The organism is Cellulomonas sp. HD19AZ1, from assembly GCF_004535805.1.
In the GTDB taxonomy this organism is placed as follows: Bacteria; Actinomycetota; Actinomycetes; order Actinomycetales; family Cellulomonadaceae; genus Cellulomonas; species Cellulomonas iranensis.
The window spans coordinates 106,266-122,029 of the sequence record NZ_SPHX01000008.1 but is presented as its reverse complement, the minus strand read 5'-3'; the positions used below and the strand labels follow the sequence as shown (position 1 = coordinate 122,029).

Sequence of the window (15,764 nt, the reverse complement as noted above, 5' to 3'; positions counted from 1 at the left end):
GGGACGCAGCCATGACCACCATCCCCGCCCTCCCGCGCGCCGGCCGGCCCGCGCGGACCGCCGCCCCCGCGCGCGGCGCACGGCGCGAGTCGCGCGCCGTCAACGTGATCCTCTTCGTCGTGCTCGCGGTCTTCGCGATCGCGATGGTCGCACCGCTCGTGTGGATGTTCACGACCGCGATCAAGACCAAGGCCGAGGTGTTCGCGCTGCCGCCCGTGCTGTGGCCCGCCCAGCCGCAGTGGGACACGTTCGTGCGCATGTGGAACGAGGCACCGATCCTGTCGGGCTTCCGCAACTCGTTCATCGTCGCGTCGACCGTGACGATCGTCGGCTCGGCGACGTCCGCGATCGCGGCGTTCGCGCTCGCGAAGCTGCGGCTGCCCGGCAAGAACGCGATCTTCCTCGGCCTGCTGACGGGCCTCATGGTCCCCTACCCGACGATCATGATCCCGCAGTTCGTGATGTTCTCGCGGCTGCACTGGGTCGACACCCTGCTGCCGCTGATCGTGCCGCTGCTGTTCGGCAACATCATCATGATCTTCTTCATCCGGCAGTACCTCGAGACCGTCCCGGACTCGCTCATCGAGGCCGCGAAGATCGACGGCGCGTCGTACCTGACGATCTTCGGCCGCATGATCGTGCCGATGATCCGGCCCGCCATCGCGGCGCAGTTCATCCTGTGGTTCATGACGATCTGGAACGACTACCTCGCGCCGATCCTCTACCTGAACTCGCCGGGCAAGCAGACGCTGCAGGTCGTCATCGCGAACCTCAACGTCGAGTACGCCACGCAGCGCGACTACCCGCTGATCATGGCGGCGTCGTTCGTCGCGCTGCTGCCGATCCTCGTGGTGTTCCTCGTCTTCCAGCGGCAGATCATCGAGTCCGTCGCGCTCACCGGCACGAAGGGGTAGCGCCGTGACGACCCTCGACCCGGCCGCGGACGTCCTGGACACCACCGGCTGGGGGGCGGAGCACGCCCACGACCCGACCGCGGTGCGCGACGACGACGGCACCTACTGGCTGTTCTCCACGGACGCGTGCTCCGACGGGCCGGTGCGCGGCGGCGTGCAGGTGCGCCGCTCCGACGACCTCGTGACGTGGACCTTCCACGGGTGGGCGCTGCCCGGCGTGCCGCGCGCCGCGGTCGACGTGGGTGCCGCCGGCCTGTGGGCGCCCGAGGTGGTGCGCGTGGGCGGGCAGTGGCGCATGTACTGGTCCGCGTCGTCGTTCGGCTCGCGCCGCTCGGCGATCGGTCTGGCGGTCGCCGACCACCCCGCGGGGCCGTGGCACGAGCGCGGACTCGTGGTGACGAGCCCCGCGGTGCCCGCGGACGCGACGGGCACGCCGCACGGCGACGGCCCGCCCAACGCGATCGACGCCGCGTACGCGGTCGACACGAGCGACGGCCGCGAGCGGCACTGGCTCGCGTACGGCTCGTTCTTCGGGGGCGTCCACGCGGTCGAGCTCGACCCCGCCACGGGGCTCGCGCTCGACGCCGGCCGGGACGGTGCGGCCGCCGCGCCCGGCGTGCTGCTGGCCCGGCGCGCCCCCGAGGTCGAGGGCGCGGTCGAGGGCGCCTACCTGCTCCCCCGGCCCGGCGGCGGGTGGGCGATGCTCGCGTCCTGGGACTCGCTGTTCTCGACGTACCACGTGCGCGCGGCCGTCGCCGAGCACGTCACGGGCCCCTACCGCGACCGCCTCGGCCGCGACCTGCGCGCACCCGCCGCCGACTCCGGCACCGTGGTGCTCGCGGGCCACCGCCTCGACGGCGGGCCGGGGCTGCGCGCACCGGGGCACGGTGCGGTGCTCACCGAGCCCGCGTCGCCGCGGCGCCCCGGCCGGCAGACGTTCGTGCACCACGTGCGCGACGAGGACGCCCCGACGCGGCACCGCGTGCAGGTGCGCCGCCTGGTGTGGACGCACGACGGCTGGCCGCTGGTGTCGCCGCAGCCGTGGGCGGGCCCGGGACGCGAGGTCGACGACGAGTCGACCTGGCCCGCCGACCCGACCGTGCTCGACGGCGCGTGGGAGGTGCTCGACGTCGGCGCCGACCCGGCCGTGGTGCAGCGCACGCGGACCGCGGCGCTGGACCTGACGGACGTGCGCGCGCTCGGCGCGGGCCGCTTCACGGCCCGCCGGTCCGACGGCGCCGCGGTGTCGCTCGTGGCGTTCCCGGGCTGGGACGCCGTGCGCGACGTCGCCGCGACGGTCGTCGTGGCCCTCGACGACCGCGGCCGCGTGACCGCCGCGACGCGCCCCGCGTAGGCCGGACCGGGACGAGCGGGCTGGGAGGATCGGGGCGTGGACGCGCACGGGTGGGCCGCCGGGGTCATGACGGCCCTGCGGTGGGTCGCGCACGTGCTGGCCGTGCAGGCGCTGCTCGTGCTCGGCACGCTCGCGGGCGGTGTGGTGCTGGGGCTCGCGCCCGCGCTCGACGCGGGCGGCCGCGTGCTGGCGCGGCTGCCCGCGGGCGACCCGTCGCCGCACGTGTGGGCGGAGTTCTGGCGTGCGTGGCGCGCCGGGTGGCGGCGCGCGAACGTGGTCGCGGCGCCGCTGGCGGCCGTCGGCGCGCTGCTCGCGGTCGACGCGTGGGTCGTGACGGCCGCGGACGGGCCGGTGCGCGCCGCGCTCGGGCTGGGCCTCGGGATCGTCGGCGCGTGGACGCTCGTCGTCCTCGCGTACCTGCCGGCGGTGCTGCGGCGGTACTGCGACCCCGCGCCCGCCGCGTGGCGGTTCCTCGCGCTCGCGCCGGCGCTCGGACCCGGAACGGCGCTCGCCGTGCTGCTGGCGGCCGTCGTGTGGGCCGCGACGTGCTGGGTCGCTCCCCCGGTCGCGGTGCTCGGCGGCCTCGCGGTGCCGCTGCTGGCCACCGGCTGGCTCGTCGACGTGCGGCTGGACCGGCTCGACGCGCGCGTGGCCGCGGCAACCTGAGGCGACACCCGACGACGCCCGGAGGGGCGCGCCGGTCCGCGAGCCGACGGACGGCAGCGAGGGCGTCAGCCGGCGGCGTGCTCGCCGAGCGTCGACGCGCGCGCGACGACGGAGAAGTCCGCGACGACCTGCTGGTAGGGACGGTCGGCGTCGGGCGCCTCGATGCGCGCGAGCAGCAGGTCCACGGCGGTGGTCGCGATCTCCTCGCGCCCCGGGTGCACGGTCGACAGCGTGGGCGAGGAGTACGCGGTCTCCTCGATGTCGTCGAAGCCGATGACGGCGACCTGCCCCGGCACGTCGACGCGCCGCAGGTGCAGCGTGTGCAGCGCACCGAGCGCGAGCGCGTCGTTGAGCCCGAAGACCGCGTCGATGCCGAGGTCGGCGTCGAGCAGGCGCGCCATGGTCTCGGCGCCCGTCGCGCGGTGCCAGAGGCCCGCCTCGCCGACCAGCGCCGGGTCGAACGGCAGGCCGTTCTCCTCGAGCGCGGCCGCGTAGCCCTGCACGCGCAGCGCGGCCGACCCGACGGTCTCCCCCGCGTGCGCGCCGACGACCGCGATGCGGCGCCGGCCCTGGTCGATCAGGTGCTGCGTCGCGGCCTTGGCGGCCTCGACGTTGCTCATGGTGACGTGGTCGGCGGGGCCGCCGAAGATCCGCTCGCCGAGCAGCACCAGCGGGTAGTCGACGCCGTCGAGCTCGTGCACGTCGTCGGGCCCCAGGCCCAGCGGCGAGTAGATGAGGCCGTCGGTGAACTGGCGGCGCGCGCCGCGCAGCACCTCGATCTCGCGCTCGCGCACCGCGCCGGTCTGCTCGATGAGCACGGTGAGGCCGCGCGCCTCGGCGGCGCGGATGACGGAGTCGGCGAGCTCGGCGAAGTACGGCAGCGACAGCTCGGGGACCGCGAGCCCGACGAGACCCGTGCGCCCGCGCCGCAGGTTCCGGGCCGTGACGTTGACCTGGTAGCCGAGGTCGGCGATGGCCTGCTCGACCTTCTCGCGCGTCGAGTCGCGGATGTACGGGTAGCCGTTGACGACGTTGGAGACGGTCTTGATGGACACACCGGCCCGTGCGGCCACCTCGTGCATCGTCACAGCACCGCTGCGTCGTCCGTTCACGTGCGTCCTCGTCCTCGTCGCGACCTCGTCGTGCGTCGGGCTGCCGGCCCGCGCACAGCGTGGCAGACGACCGTCAGCCTACATCGTTGTAGAGATCGCGGGGAAGCCTTCCGTGCTCGGACACACGTCGGGCCCGGTCGTCCGACCGGGCCCGGGGTGCACTGCGCGCCGCCGGAGCGGCGCGCGGCTCACTTCTTGTTGCGACGCTGGTGACGCGTCTTGCGCAGCAGCTTGCGGTGCTTCTTCTTCGCCATGCGCTTGCGACGCTTCTTGATGACGGAGCCCATGTGCGGTCCTCACTCGTGTCCGGTCACGGCCCCGGGAGCCGTGAGTGGTGGTCGATCGACGCGGTGCGCGTTGCTGATCGCCCACGCACGCAGAAGTCCGGGGCCCCACCTTACGCGATCGGGCCCCGCGTCCGCGAACGGCGGTCGCCGTCCGCACGACGTGCGCCCCGGCCCGAGGCGGCTCGGGTGCCCGCCCGCGGGGTCAGGACGAGCGACGCTCCTCGTCGACGGCGTGCGTCTCGACCGTCGCCGACGAGCGCAGGTAGGCGTCGAGCGCGTCCTGCGGGACCCGGAACGACCGACCCACGCGCACCGCGGGCAGCTCGCCCGCGTGCACCAGGCGGTACACCGTCATGCGGGAGACCCGCATGAGGTCCGCGACCTCGACGACGGTGAGGAACCGCACGCGTCCCTGCGGCCCGCCCTGCGCGTCGCTCATGTCCCGGCCCTCCTGGTGGCCGGGCCCTGCGCCGGCGTCGCGCACCCGAGAACCGGGTGCCGCCTCAACGATAGTGGCGCGTGTGACGCATGGGGAAGCCGGGACACCCGCACGGCGCACGACGGCACCCGAGCGGCCCAGCCGCCGACGCGACCCGCCCGCGCCACGGACCGGCACGCCACCGTCGGACCGGCCGCCGGCTCGCCCCGCGCGCCCCCCACGGGTGCCCGCTCAGTCGAGCTCGGGGTCCAGCCCCAGCGACGGGAACACGGCCGTGCGCGTCGCGCGCACCGCGCGGTCCACGTCGTCCGCCGGGTCGTACCCCGCCGACCACGGACGGAACGACGCGCTCGCGTGGTCCGTCATCACCGGCACCGCGTCGCGGCCGTAGCGCTGCCGCACCACGTCCAGCCAGACCTGCGGCACGCGCGTCGCCGGGTCGACGGGCCGGTGCGCGGCGACGCCCAGCAGGTGCGTCCACGTGCGCGGCACGACGTCGAGGATCGCGTACCCGCCGCCGCCCAGCGCGACCCACCGGCCGTCGCTCACGTCGTGCGCGAGGTCGTGCAGCAGCACCGCCGCCGCGCGCTGCGCGTCGACCGACACCCGCAGCGTCGCGAGCGGGTCCATGCGGTGCGTGTCGCAGCCGTGCTGCGTCACCAGCACGTCCGGCGCGAACTCGCGCACCACCGCGGGCACCACCGCGTCGACCGCCCGCAACCAGCCCGCGTCGTCGGTGTGCGACGGCAGAGCGACGTTCACGGCCGTGCCCTCCGCGCCCGGGCCGCCGGTCTCGCCCGGGTACCCCGTGCCCGGGAACAGCGCGAAGCCCGTCTCGTGCACCGACACCGTCAGCACGCGCGGGTCGTCCCAGAACACCGCCTGCACGCCGTCGCCGTGGTGCGCGTCCACGTCGACGTACGCGACGCGCTGCGCACCGGTCGCCAGCAGCGCCCGGATCGCGACCGCCGCGTCGTTGTAGACGCAGAACCCCGACGCGGCGCCGGGCATCGCGTGGTGCAGCCCGCCGCCGACGTTCACCGCGTGGTCCGCCTCGCCGCGCCACACCGCGAGCGCCGCGTCGACCGTGCCCTGCACGACCCGCGCCGCTGCGTCGTGCATCTGCGGGAACACCGGGTCGTCGCGCGTGCCCAGCCCGCGCACCAGGTCCGGCACGCCGCGCTCGGCCGCCGCGTGCACGGCCGCCACGTAGGCCGGGTCGTGCACGGTCGCCAGCAGCGCGTCCGACGCGGGCTCCGCGCCGACCACCTCGACCCCGGGCGCGTCGAGCAGCCCGAGCTGGGCCGCGAGCGCGACGGTCAGGTCGATGCGGTCCGAGGTCATGGGGTGCCCGAACCCGAAGTCGTACGCGAGGAGCTCGGTCGCCCACACGACGCGCAGGGTCGAGGACGCGGCGCGCGTCGCGTCCGGGGCCGTCATGCGCCCACGCTCCCACCGCCGCCGGGCGGGTGTCGACCCGACGGGCCGTGCCGCCACCCGTCCGGACGGACGAGGCACGCCCGTCCCCGGCGTCGCGCGTCACGTGCCGTCGGTGCGTGCGCGCCCCCGGCACGTGCCAGAGTGTGCCTGAGGGCACGTGAGTCACACGCGCGAGGCACAGCGGGAGGCGGGATGGCGGCGGGGCCCGGCCTGCTCTGGCGCGCGCGCGAGTACGTCGACCGGTCCGCCCGGCAGTCCCCCGCCCGCCTCGCGCTCGGCGTGTTCGCGCTCGTCATCGCGATCATCACCGTGCTGCTCTCGGCGCCCTGGGCCACCGCGCACGGCGGCCGTGCGCCCCTCATCGACGCGCTGTTCACGGCGACGTCCGCAACCACCGTCACCGGGCTGGTCGTCGTGCCCACGGGCGCGTACTGGTCCACGTGGGGCCTGGTCGTCATCCTCGTCGCCATCAAGATCGGCGGGCTCGGGGTCATGACGCTCGCGTCGCTGCTCGGCATGGCCGTGTCGCGGCGCATCGGGCTCACGCAGCGCCTCCTCGTGTCGTCGGAGACCAAGGTGACGCGGCTCGGCGAGGTCGGGTCGCTCGTGCGGACCGTCATCGTCACGTCCACCGTGCTCGAGATCGCGATCGCGCTCGTGCTGTTCCCGCGGCTCGTCGTCCACAACGAGGCCGTCGGCGAGGCCGCCTGGCACGCGCTGTTCTACGCCGTGTCGGCGTTCAACAACGCGGGCTTCGTGCCGACGCCCGAGGGGCTCGCGCCGTTCGTGTCGGACTGGTGGATGCTCCTGCCGATCATCGTCGGCGTGTTCATCGGCTCGCTCGGCTTCCCCGTGATCCTCAACGTCGCCAACCACCTGCGCGAGCCGCGCCGCTGGAGCCTGCACTCCAAGCTCACCATCACCACGAGCATCGGGCTCGTCCTGTTCGGCTCGGTCGTCGTCGCCGCCTTCGAGTGGACCAACCCCGGCACGTTCCGGCCGCTCGACCCCGGCGGCACGGCGCTCGCGTCGCTGTTCGCGGGCGTCATGCCGCGCTCGGGCGGGTTCTCGACCGTCGACGTCGGGCAGATGCACGAGGGCACCTGGCTGCTGCTCGACGCGCTGATGTTCGTCGGCGGCGGGTCCGCGTCCACCGCGGGCGGCATCAAGGTCACGACGCTCGCGGTCATGCTGCTCGCGATCGTCGCCGAGGGGCGCGGCGACCGCGACGTCGAGGCGTTCGGCCGGCGGATCCCCCGCGAGTCGCTGCAGGTCGCGATCGCCGTCGGGTTCGTCTCGGCGACGATCGTGCTCGTGTCGTCGTTGCTGCTGCTGGCGATGACGGGCCTGACGCTGGACCGCGTGCTGTTCGAGGTGATCTCGGCGTTCGCGACCGCGGGCCTGTCGACGGGCATCACGCCCGACCTGCCCACGCCCGCCAAGTACGTGCTCGTCGTGCTCATGTTCATCGGCCGGACCGGCACCATGACGCTTGCGGCGGCGCTCGCGCTGCGCAACCGTCGTCGTGTCATCCGCTACCCGGAGGAGAGACCCATCATTGGCTGACAGCCTGCGCGCGGGCGGCGGCGAGCCCCGCACGGCACCGCGCACCCCCAAGAAGGACTCCGGCGTCCTCGTCATCGGCCTCGGGCGGTTCGGGTCGGCGATCGCCGCGACCCTCGACCGGCTCGGCCAGGACGTGCTCGCGGTCGAGCGCAACCCCGACCTGGTGGCGCAGTGGTCGGGCCGCATCCCGCTCGTCGAGGCCGACGCGGTCAACCCCGACGCGCTCGAGCAGCTCGGCGCACGCGAGTTCCCCGTGGCCGTCGTCGGTGTCGGGTCGTACCTCGAGGCGTCGGTGCTCATCACGGGCAACCTCGTCGACATCGGCGTGCCGCAGATCTGGGCCAAGGCGATCTCGGGCGAGCACGCGCGCATCCTGCAGCGCATCGGCGCGCACCACGTCGTGCTGCCCGAGGCCGACGCCGGCTCGCGCGTCGCGCACCTGGTCAGCGGCAAGATGCTCGACTACATCGAGGTCGAGGACGGCTTCACCGTCGTGAAGATGCGCCCGCCGAAGGAGACGCAGGGCTTCACGCTCGCGCAGTCCAAGGTGCGCGAGCGCTACGGCGTGACCATCATCGGCGTGAAGTCCCCCGGGATCGACTTCCAGTACGCGACGCCCGAGACCCGCATCTCGGCCAACGACCTGGTGATCGTCGGCGGCCACGCGGACCTGCTCGAGCGGTTCGCCGCGCGGCCCTGAGCGACGGCGTCGACCCGGCGACCGCACCAGCAGGGAGGGGCACGCGCATGGCGAAGGCGCCGGGCAGGAAGTCGGGCAAGACGTCGGGCAAGACGTCGGGCAAGAAGTCGAGCACGACGACGCGCGAGAAGGCGAGCAAGAAGGCGAGCAAGGCGTCCGGCACGAAGGCGGGCACGACGACGTCGGAGACGACGGCGGGGAAGAAGCACGCCCCCGACCCGGCGTCCGTCCCGACCGCGGCGGCCGACGACCTGACCACGCGCCGCGACGCCGCGGTCGAGCTGCTGCGCGTCCGGCCCGGGACGCGCGTGGCCGACGTCGACGCACGGGCCACGCCCGGGTTCGACGGCTCGCGCAGCGCCGGCGAGCGCGCGCTCGCGGCGATCGGGCGGGACCTGTCCGACCTGCAGGAACGCCTGTACGCGCACGGACGCACCGGCGGCGACCGGTCCGTGCTGCTGGTCCTGCAGGGCCTCGACACCGCCGGCAAGGGCGGCATCGTGCGGCACGTGCTCGGCCTCGTCGACCCGCAGGGCGTCGCGCTGCGGTCCTTCGGCGTGCCGACGCCCGAGGAGCGCCGCCACCACTACCTGTGGCGCGTGCGACGCGCGCTGCCGCCCCCGGGCCGCATCGGCGTCTTCGACCGCTCGCACTACGAGGACGTGCTGGTCGCGCGCGTCGACGAGCTCGTGCCGCCCGACGTGTGGCGGGCCCGCTACGACGAGATCAACCGGTTCGAGGAACGCGTCGCCGCGGCGGGCACCACGATCGTCAAGGTCCTGCTGTGGGTGTCGCCCGACGAGCAGTACGCGCGCCTGCACGAGCGGCTGGAGCGCCCCGAGAAGCACTGGAAGTACGACCCGTCGGACGTCGACGCGCGCCTGCGCCGGCCCGCGTACGAGGCGGCGTACCAGGACGTGCTCGACCGCACGAGCACGGACGTCGCGCCCTGGTACGTCGTGCCCGCCGACCGCAAGTGGTACGCCCGCCTGGCCGTGAGCGCCCTGCTGCACCGCGCCCTGTCCGACCTCGACCTGGGCTGGCCGGCGGCCACCTACGACGTCGCGGCCGAGCGCGCGCGGCTCGAGGCCACGCGCTGACGCGCGGTCGTGCGTCGCCGCCCGGCGGACGGCGACGCACGACCCGGGCACCGGCCGGCGGGGTGGTCGCCCGCCCCGCCGACCGGCCCGCTCACGACGCGTCGGTCGCCCCCCGCTGGTGCGGCACCGCGAGGACGGTGCTGCACCGCACGGCGCGAACCACGTGGTGCGCGCGCGCCCGGGCGGCGTGGCGCCGCAGCGCGACGCCCGCCGTCAGCAGGAGCAGCGCGAGCGGGGCGAGCCACAGCTCGGCCCCCGTGCGCGCGAGCGACGCGCGCTCCGCCGGCGCGGCGACGGCCGGGAACGCCCGGGCGGTCGACGCGGCCGGGAGCGTGAGGGTCCGGCCGACGAGGGTCGTCGTGCCGGTGCCGTCAGCCGCCGGGCCGCCGGGTCCCTGCGGGCCCTGAGGACCGGTCGGACCAGTCGGACCGGTCGGGTCCGTGGGGCCGCTCGGACCGGTCGGGTCCGTCGGGTCCGTCGGGTCCGTCGGGTCCGTGGGGTCCACCGCACCCGGCACGGCCCGGGTCACGGTCGCGTCCCCGAGGACGCCGAGCGCGACGCCCGAGACGTCGACGGGCACGGTCACGGGCAGCGTGACGAGACCGCCGCCCGATCCCGGCGCCGGGGCCCCGGGCTCCACGGAGCCGGCACCGGGCGTGACCACCTGGGTCACGGTGCCGTCACCCAGCACGCCCAGCGCGACGCCGTCGACGGTGACGGGGGCCACGACGGGCGCGGCCACAGCGGCGTCGTCGTCGGACGCGACGCCCGGCGCGGGCGAGCCCGGCGCCGACGAGCCCGGCGCGCCGGCACCGGTGACCTCGGCGTCGCCGAGCGCACCGACGGCCACGCCGTCGACCCGCACGGGCGCCGTCACCGGCACGCTCACGAGCGCACCGTCCGAGCCCTCACCCGAGGCCCCACCCGGGACGGGCCCCGGTGCGGGCGACGGTGCGGGCGCAGGGCCCGTCACGACCGCGTCGCCGAGGACGCCGACCGCGAGGCCGGAGACGTCCACGGGCACGGTGACCGGGGCCGACACGAGCCCGCCGTCCGGCTCCGCCGACGCACCGGGCCCCTGCGCGGCAGGGCCGGCGGGCGCGGTGCCCGCCCCGGTGCTCGTGGCGTCACCACCGACCGCGACCGCGACGCCGGAGACGTCGACGGGCACGGTCACGGGCGCCTGCACCGCCGCGTCGTCGCCCGACCCGGCAGCGGGTGCGGGCTGCGGCTCGGCAGGGGCCGGCGCAGGGGCCGGCTGCGGCGCGGTCCCGGTGACGGTCCCGTCACCGAGCACGCCCACCGCGACGGACGACACGTCGACGGGCACCGTGACCGGCACCTCGACGACGGCGGGCGCGGCGGGGGCGGGCTCCTGCGGGGCCGGCGCCTGCGGTGCGGGCGCCGGAGCCGCCGGCGCGGGGGCGGGCTGCGTGACGTCGGCGTCGCCGAGGGCGCCGACGGCGACCCCCGTGACGTCGACGGGGACGGACACGGGGACGTCGAGCAGCGCGCCCTCCCCGGTCACGGACTCGGCGCCCAGCGTGATGCCGACGTCGAGGACGGCGCCGTCCGAGGGGGCGGCGTGGGCCGCGACGGCCCCGGCGGCCACGAGGCCGCCTGCGAGGAGCGCCGTGTGCAGCGCTCGACGGACGTAGGTGTGCATGGTCGTGCTCCTTGCCTGAGAACCGGAGCGCCCGCTCGGGGCGCGGATGGGCGTGTGCCGCACGCTCGGGTGCGGCGCGGTCCGGTCAGGCCGGGCTGTGCGGGACCTCGGGCGAGAGCCCCGCGGGGCACGCGTCGTGCTGGGCCACGAGGGTGGCGATCAGGTGGAGGGTCGCCGCGCCCACGACGCCCGCGAGGGTCGCGTCGGTCGTGGAGCGGGAGGTCGGGGCGGCGGCACCGGACGCACCGACCGGCGCGGCGGGCGGGACCGCCGGGGCGTCGGACGTGCCGGGCGTCGGCGTCGCGGGAGCCGAGGTCCTCGCCGCGTCGGCCCCCACCCCCGACGCGGCGAGGACGGGCGGCACGGCGCCGGAGGCGGACCGGGCGGCGGGGCCGGTGACGCGAGCACCGGGCGTGCGCGCCGTCGCGGCGTCGTCGCCGGCAGCGGCGCCGGTGACCACCGCGCCGGGCGCGGGCGACGCGGCGCGCGGTCCGACCGAGGGCGGCGCGTCCGGGTCGGACGGTCGCACCGCGGGCGGGTCGACCGCGGGCGGCGACCACGGCGGCAGCGGGACCACCGGTCCGAGCACGGGCGCGAGCGGCTCGAGCACGGGTGCGAGCGGCGTCAGGACCGGAGCCAGCGGCGTCAGCACCGGAGACAGGACAGGCGCGAGCGGGCGCGTCACGGGGACGAGCAGGTCCCCCACGGGCGCCAGCAGGTCGCCCACCGGAGAGAGCGGTGCACCGAAGGGCGCGAGGGCGTCACCGACCGGGGCGAGCGCGTCCGCGAGCGGGGTGAGCGCGTCCGCCACCGGGGCGAGCGCGTCGCCCACGGGGCCGGTCACGGCAGCCGCGGGCGCGAGCGCGTCCGACACGGGCGCGAGCGCGTCCGACACGGGCGCGAGCCCCTCGGTCACGGGTGCGAGCCCCTCGGTCACGGGCGCGGCCAGGTCGCCGACGGCCGACGTCACGCCCGCCAGGGCGTCGGCGACCGGCTCGGCCACGGGCGCCGCGGCGTCGGGTGCGGTGCTCACCGGAGCGTCCGGGAGCGGGCCGGTCGCGGGTGCCTCGGGCGACGCCGGAGCGGCGGGTGCCGGAGCGGGCGGCGGCGCGGGCGCCGGAACCGGCGCCACGGGCGGAGCGGGAGCGGGCGCCACGGGCGGAGCGGGAGCGGGCGCCGGTGCCGCCGGAGCGGGCGCGGGCGCGACCGCCTCGACGACCGGGGCGACGACGCCGCTGGTCACCGGGGCCACCACGGTGTCGACCACGGGGGTCACCACGCCGTCGGCCGCGTCGGCGACCGCGCCGAGCACGGAGCCGAGGCCCCCGGCGTCGGACGAGGCGGCCCGCGGCGCCGCGGCGTGCGCGTCGGCCGACGCGAGGACCGCGCCGGTCAGCACGAGGAGCGCGGCCCCGAGCACGGTCAGCAGCGCACGGGAGAGCCACGTCACGGCTCGTGATCCCTGCCCCTGGACCTGCACGTCCCCTGCACCCCCTGGCACGGCTCCGTCGCCGTGTCATCACGACGGTAGGTCGCAGTCACGGGAGCGGCAAGCCCTGTCTAGACCGTCGTCCAGGTGCCGGACCGACGACCTGGGACGACGCGCGCACACTTCACCCGCGCCGCCGGAGCCCCGGCACGCGTGCTCACGACGCCCGCCGCGCACCACCCGATGACTCCCGGCCGCGCGCGTGGTCCACTCCTCGCACGCGCTCGACGCGCACCCGACCGCACCCGCAGGAGCCGCCATGCCCACCGGACAGCCCACCGGCACCACCCCCACGACACGCTCGCTCGACGTGCCCGGCGCCGTGCTCGCGTACGACGTCCGCGAGGCCACCGGGACGGCGGTCGCGCGGCCGCTGCTGCTCATCGGCTCGCCGATGGGCGCCACCGGGTTCGGCACGCTGGCCTCGTGGTTCACCGACCGCACCGTCGTGACGTACGACCCGCGCGGCGTCGAGCGCAGCACGTCGGCACCCGGTGCGGAGCCCGCGACGCCCCGGACGCACGCGGACGACCTGCACCGGCTGGTCGCGGCGCTCGACGCGGGCCCGGTCGACGTGTTCGCGTCGAGCGGCGGGGCGGTCAACGCGCTCGCGTGGGTGGCCGCGCACCCGGCGGACGTCGCGACGCTCGTCGCGCACGAGCCGCCGCTGCCGTCGGTGCTGCCGGACGCGGCGGCCGCCACCGCCGCGATGCGCGCGGTGCACGAGACGTACCTGCGGGCCGGCTGGGGGCACGCGATGGCGGCGTTCGTGGCGCTGGTCTCGCACCAGGGCCCGGTGCCGGAGGACTGGGCGCACCGTCCCGCGCCCGACCCCGCCGCGTTCGGCATGCCGACGGACGACGACGGGTCGCGTGGCGACCCGCTGCTGGGCGTGAACATGCGCACGCTCCCGCCGTACGAGCTCGAGGTCGACGCGCTGCGCGCGGCCCCGACGCGCGTGGTCGTCGCCGTGGGCGAGGAGTCGGGCGAGAACCTCGCGGCGCGCGGCGCGCGCGCCGTCGCGGCGGCGCTGGGCGGCGACGTCGCCGTGCTGCCCGGCGACCACGGCGGGTTCCTGGGCGGCGAGTACGGGCAGACGGGTGCGCCGGACCGGTTCGGCCCGGCGCTGCGCACCCTGCTCGCCGGGTGACGCGGCGACGCGGGACGGGCCGGGCACGACGCGACGGGCCGGACCGGCGGGGCCGCGCCGGGCAGGGCGCGCGCCGGGCGGCGCCCCCGGTGGCTCAGTCCGTGCGCCGCCGCAGCGTCGCGACGCCCAGCACGAGCGCACCGACCGTGAACAGCGCCATCGCGCCCACCGCGCCACGCACGTCGGCCCACGCCGCGCCGCGTGCGATGTGCTGCATCGCGTCGACCGCGTACGTCAGCGGCAGCCCGCGCGAGACCCGCTCGAGCACCACGGGCATGGCCTCGCGCGGCATGAGCAGGCCGCACGTGACGAGCTGCGGCAGGATCACCGCGGGCATGAGCTGCACGGCCTGGAACTCGGTGCGGGCCAGCGCGGAGGCGGCCAGGCCGAGCGCGGAGCCCAGCACCGCGTTGAGCACGGCCACGGCGACCATGAGCGCGACGGGCCCCTCGACGTGCATGCCGCAGACCCACGTCGCGAACACGACCACCACGAGCGCCTGCACGGTCGCCAGCACGGCGAACGCGAGCGCGTAGCCGAGCACGAGGTCGGCACGCCCGAGCGGCATCGTCATGAGCCGCTCGAGCGTGCCGCTCGTGCGTTCGCGCAGCGTGGCGACGCTCGTGACCAGGAACATCACGAGCAGCGGGAAGAACCCGACGAGCACGGGCCCGAACCGGTCGAGCACGTCGGTGCCGTCGAACATCCACGCGACGAGCCCCAGCAGCACGCACGGCATGACCAGCACGAGCGCGACGGTGCGGCGGTCGTGCCGGAGCTGCGCGAGCACGCGCCGCGCGGTCGCGAGCGTGCGGGCGGTGCTCACGCCGCACCCGCCGCGTCGGCCGCGTCGACGAGCGCGAGGAACGCCCCTTCGGCGTCGTCGGCGCCGGTACGGGCGCGCAGCTCGGCGAGCGTGCCGTCGGCGAGGACCGCGCCGTCGCGCATCAGCACGAGCCGGTCGCAGCGGGCCGCCTCGTCCATGACGTGGCTCGAGACGAGCAGGCTGCAGCCGTCGTCCCGCAGCCGCGCGAACAGGTCCCACAGCGAGCGCCGCAGCACGGGGTCGAGACCCACGGTGGGCTCGTCGAGCACGAGCAGGTCCGGCGAGCCGAGCAGCGCGACCGCGAGCGACACGCGCGACCGCTCACCCCCGGAGAGCGTCGCGACGAGGTCGCGGGCGTGCGGGGCGAGGTCGACCTCGGCGAGCACGCGCTCGACGGAGCCGCGCGGCGCGCCCTGCAGCGTGGCGGCGTAGCGCAGGTTCTCGGTGACGGTGAGGTCGGCGTAGACGCTCGGCGCCTGCGTCATGTACCCCAGTCGGCGGCGCAGGTCCGGGCTGCCGGCGGGGAGCCCGAGGACGTCGAGCTCGCCGGTCACGTGGGTCTGGACGCCGACGACGGCTCGCATGAGCGTCGTCTTCCCGCTGCCGCTGGGGCCGAGCAGGCCGACGACCTGGCCGGCGGGCAGCGTCAGGTCGAGGCCGTCGACGACCACGCGCCCGCCCCGCACGACGCGCAGCCCGCGCGCCCGCACGGCGGGTGCCGCACCCTCGTTTTTCCCCATGTGAGGAATAGTGCACCCGGCGGCACGCCGCCGCAAGGGTCGCCGGGACCGGGGACGAGGCCAGGCTCGCGCGGGGACGCGGCGGCGAGGGGCGTCAGGGGACCGGATGGCTGAGCACGGCGTCGACGACGACGATCAGCAGCGACCCCGTCACCGACAGCAGGGCTCGTACCGTCCAGACCAGGGCCCGCGGTTGCGCACGCACGACGCCGCTCCTTCCGGGCACGTCTCCGTCGACGCGCCGTCAGGCCGAGACTAGGCCGACAGCGGGCGACCGGCACGTGAACCCCGGGTGAACCGGCACGTCACAGCTCC

15 protein-coding genes are annotated in these 15,764 nt (G+C 76.4%); 7 read left to right on the top strand and 8 right to left on the bottom strand.

Annotated elements, in window-relative coordinates; genetic code table 11:
* Positions 1–11 precede the first annotated feature (11 nt).
* The 3 genes from E4A51_RS17460 to E4A51_RS17450 are packed head-to-tail and all read left to right on the top strand — an operon-like array spanning position 12 to position 2,934.
* Positions 12–914, top strand: coding sequence for a carbohydrate ABC transporter permease (locus tag E4A51_RS17460; protein ID WP_082740212.1), 903 nt, complete (start codon positions 12–14; stop codon positions 912–914).
* 4 nt (positions 915–918) lie between these two features.
* A complete protein-coding gene (locus E4A51_RS17455) occupies positions 919–2,268 on the top strand; it encodes an arabinan endo-1,5-alpha-L-arabinosidase (protein WP_134852508.1) in 1,350 nt (449 codons plus the stop codon).
* Between the two features lie 36 nt (positions 2,269–2,304).
* Positions 2,305–2,934 (top strand): YesL family protein, encoded by a 630-nt coding sequence (locus E4A51_RS17450; protein WP_046529062.1) that lies wholly within the window; start codon positions 2,305–2,307, stop codon positions 2,932–2,934.
* A 65-nt stretch (positions 2,935–2,999) separates the two neighbouring features.
* Here E4A51_RS17450 and E4A51_RS17445 read toward each other — a convergent pair whose 3' ends face one another.
* The 4 genes from E4A51_RS17445 to E4A51_RS17430 all read right to left on the bottom strand — a co-directional run bounded on the left by E4A51_RS17445 (position 3,000) and on the right by E4A51_RS17430 (position 6,212).
* The gene (locus tag E4A51_RS17445) at positions 3,000–4,016 is read right to left on the bottom strand and encodes a LacI family DNA-binding transcriptional regulator (RefSeq protein ID WP_046530731.1); all 1,017 of its coding nucleotides are present in this window, start codon (positions 4,014–4,016) and stop codon (positions 3,000–3,002) included.
* 218 nt (positions 4,017–4,234) lie between these two features.
* Positions 4,235–4,333, bottom strand: coding sequence for a 30S ribosomal protein bS22 (locus E4A51_RS17440; RefSeq protein WP_003792170.1), 99 nt, complete (start codon positions 4,331–4,333; stop codon positions 4,235–4,237).
* Between the two features lie 202 nt (positions 4,334–4,535).
* Positions 4,536–4,772: a helix-turn-helix domain-containing protein gene (locus E4A51_RS17435; protein ID WP_046529063.1), complete on the bottom strand. Its 237-nt coding sequence runs from the start codon at positions 4,770–4,772 to the stop codon at positions 4,536–4,538.
* Positions 4,773–5,003: 231 nt separating this feature from the next.
* Positions 5,004–6,212 (bottom strand): acetoin utilization protein AcuC, encoded by a 1,209-nt coding sequence (locus E4A51_RS17430; RefSeq protein WP_134852507.1) that lies wholly within the window; start codon positions 6,210–6,212, stop codon positions 5,004–5,006.
* A gap of 192 nt (positions 6,213–6,404) precedes the next feature.
* On the opposite strand from E4A51_RS17430, the gene E4A51_RS17425 reads away from it, so the two are divergent.
* Genes E4A51_RS17425 through E4A51_RS17415 form a run of 3 tightly spaced genes read left to right on the top strand, consistent with a single transcriptional unit; the run spans position 6,405 to position 9,578 of the window.
* Entirely contained in the window at positions 6,405–7,778 is a 1,374-nt protein-coding gene (locus tag E4A51_RS17425; protein ID WP_134852506.1) for a TrkH family potassium uptake protein, read from the top strand.
* Complete coding sequence (locus tag E4A51_RS17420) at positions 7,771–8,478, top strand: TrkA family potassium uptake protein (RefSeq protein WP_046529066.1); 708 nt, start codon at positions 7,771–7,773, stop codon at positions 8,476–8,478. Before E4A51_RS17425 ends, E4A51_RS17420 begins: the two co-directional genes overlap by 8 nt.
* Positions 8,479–8,525: 47 nt before the next feature.
* A complete protein-coding gene (locus E4A51_RS17415) occupies positions 8,526–9,578 on the top strand; it encodes a PPK2 family polyphosphate kinase (protein WP_134852505.1) in 1,053 nt (350 codons plus the stop codon).
* A 91-nt stretch (positions 9,579–9,669) separates the two neighbouring features.
* Here E4A51_RS17415 and E4A51_RS17410 read toward each other — a convergent pair whose 3' ends face one another.
* Together E4A51_RS17410 and E4A51_RS17405 are read right to left on the bottom strand one after the other, a co-directional pair.
* A complete protein-coding gene (locus E4A51_RS17410) occupies positions 9,670–11,244 on the bottom strand; it encodes a hypothetical protein (protein WP_134852504.1) in 1,575 nt (524 codons plus the stop codon).
* 85 nt (positions 11,245–11,329) lie between these two features.
* Positions 11,330–12,694 (bottom strand): hypothetical protein, encoded by a 1,365-nt coding sequence (locus E4A51_RS17405; RefSeq protein ID WP_134852503.1) that lies wholly within the window; start codon positions 12,692–12,694, stop codon positions 11,330–11,332.
* A gap of 298 nt (positions 12,695–12,992) precedes the next feature.
* Here E4A51_RS17405 and E4A51_RS17400 point away from each other — a divergent pair, with 298 nt between their 5' ends.
* Positions 12,993–13,883, top strand: a complete 891-nt coding sequence (locus tag E4A51_RS17400; protein WP_134852502.1) for an alpha/beta fold hydrolase — start codon at positions 12,993–12,995, stop codon at positions 13,881–13,883.
* A 94-nt stretch (positions 13,884–13,977) separates the two neighbouring features.
* On the opposite strand, the gene E4A51_RS17395 is transcribed toward E4A51_RS17400, so the two are convergent.
* Positions 13,978–14,709 carry an ABC transporter permease gene (locus E4A51_RS17395; RefSeq protein ID WP_134852501.1) on the bottom strand — a complete coding sequence of 244 codons (732 nt, stop codon included), beginning with the start codon at positions 14,707–14,709 and terminating at the stop codon, positions 13,978–13,980.
* Positions 14,706–15,449 (bottom strand): ABC transporter ATP-binding protein, encoded by a 744-nt coding sequence (locus tag E4A51_RS17390; RefSeq protein WP_134852500.1) that lies wholly within the window; start codon positions 15,447–15,449, stop codon positions 14,706–14,708. Before E4A51_RS17390 ends, E4A51_RS17395 begins: the two co-directional genes overlap by 4 nt.
* Positions 15,450–15,764: the final 315 nt, after the last annotated feature.

Excerpts from the sequence above, each read along its gene's own strand:
- E4A51_RS17460 (WP_082740212.1), top strand. The coding sequence starts at position 12 with ATGACCACCATCCCCGCCCTCCCGCGCGCCGGCCGGCCCGCGCGGACC.
- E4A51_RS17445 (WP_046530731.1), bottom strand. The coding sequence starts at position 4,016 with ATGCACGAGGTGGCCGCACGGGCCGGTGTGTCCATCAAGACCGTCTCC.
- E4A51_RS17440 (WP_003792170.1), bottom strand. The coding sequence starts at position 4,333 with ATGGGCTCCGTCATCAAGAAGCGTCGCAAGCGCATGGCGAAGAAGAAG.
- E4A51_RS17435 (WP_046529063.1), bottom strand. The coding sequence starts at position 4,772 with ATGAGCGACGCGCAGGGCGGGCCGCAGGGACGCGTGCGGTTCCTCACC.
- E4A51_RS17430 (WP_134852507.1), bottom strand. The coding sequence starts at position 6,212 with ATGACGGCCCCGGACGCGACGCGCGCCGCGTCCTCGACCCTGCGCGTC.
- E4A51_RS17425 (WP_134852506.1), top strand. The coding sequence starts at position 6,405 with ATGGCGGCGGGGCCCGGCCTGCTCTGGCGCGCGCGCGAGTACGTCGAC.
- E4A51_RS17415 (WP_134852505.1), top strand. The coding sequence starts at position 8,526 with ATGGCGAAGGCGCCGGGCAGGAAGTCGGGCAAGACGTCGGGCAAGACG.
- E4A51_RS17410 (WP_134852504.1), bottom strand. The coding sequence starts at position 11,244 with ATGCACACCTACGTCCGTCGAGCGCTGCACACGGCGCTCCTCGCAGGC.
- E4A51_RS17400 (WP_134852502.1), top strand. The coding sequence starts at position 12,993 with ATGCCCACCGGACAGCCCACCGGCACCACCCCCACGACACGCTCGCTC.
- E4A51_RS17390 (WP_134852500.1), bottom strand. The coding sequence starts at position 15,449 with ATGGGGAAAAACGAGGGTGCGGCACCCGCCGTGCGGGCGCGCGGGCTG.